Origin of the sequence: Arcicella aquatica (assembly GCF_034928825.1) — a bacterium.
Classification (GTDB): domain Bacteria; phylum Bacteroidota; class Bacteroidia; order Cytophagales; family Spirosomataceae; genus Arcicella; species Arcicella aquatica.
Genome location: NZ_JAYFUL010000114.1, coordinates 1 through 612, shown reverse-complemented (window position 1 = coordinate 612; position 612 = coordinate 1). Strand labels below are relative to the sequence as shown.

Genomic DNA, 612 nt, shown 5'->3' with positions numbered 1-612 from the left:
AAAAAATCAACTTATTTATGAGCAAATCGAAATCAGATTCTAAAAAAAGTACAAATTTAAAGATTCGTCAACGACGGATTTTTAGTGAATCGTTCAAACGAGAAAAAGTTCAAGAGTTAACAGCTGGGCTTTATACTGTGCATTCTTTTAGTAAATTGTGGGAAGTAGCTCCTTATACGGTTTATCGTTGGATTTACAAATATTCTCCACAATACAAAAAAGGAACAGTCATGGTTGTACAACAAGAAAGTGAAGCACAAAAGACTGCTGAATTGTTAGCTCAAGTAGCCGAACTTGAACGTCGCTTAGGGCAAAAACAAATGCAACTAGATTATCTTGAAAAACTAGTAGAATTAGCATCTAAGGAATATGACTTAGATATAAAAAAAAACTTCAAAGTCAAACTTTAGAATATTTTCGGTTGCATACTCGTCATTATTCTATGAGTGATTTATTCAAGCTTTGTGATATTTCAAGACAGGCTCATCATCAGCGACTTATCAGAGAAAAGCACTGGGCTTTATTAGAGTACTTGGTTGTCGGTTTAATTATGCAAATAAGGGAAATACATCCGGGCATGGGTTTAAGAGTGATTTACGACATTCTTAAACC

The 612-nt window shown here is 33.8% G+C and carries 1 protein-coding gene; it reads left to right on the top strand.

Annotation, left to right across the window (positions count from 1 at the left end):
* The coding region (locus VB264_RS25060; RefSeq protein WP_323254151.1) for a transposase at window positions 1-410 on the top strand (410 nt) is incomplete at its 5' end.
* Window positions 411-612: the final 202 nt, after the last annotated feature.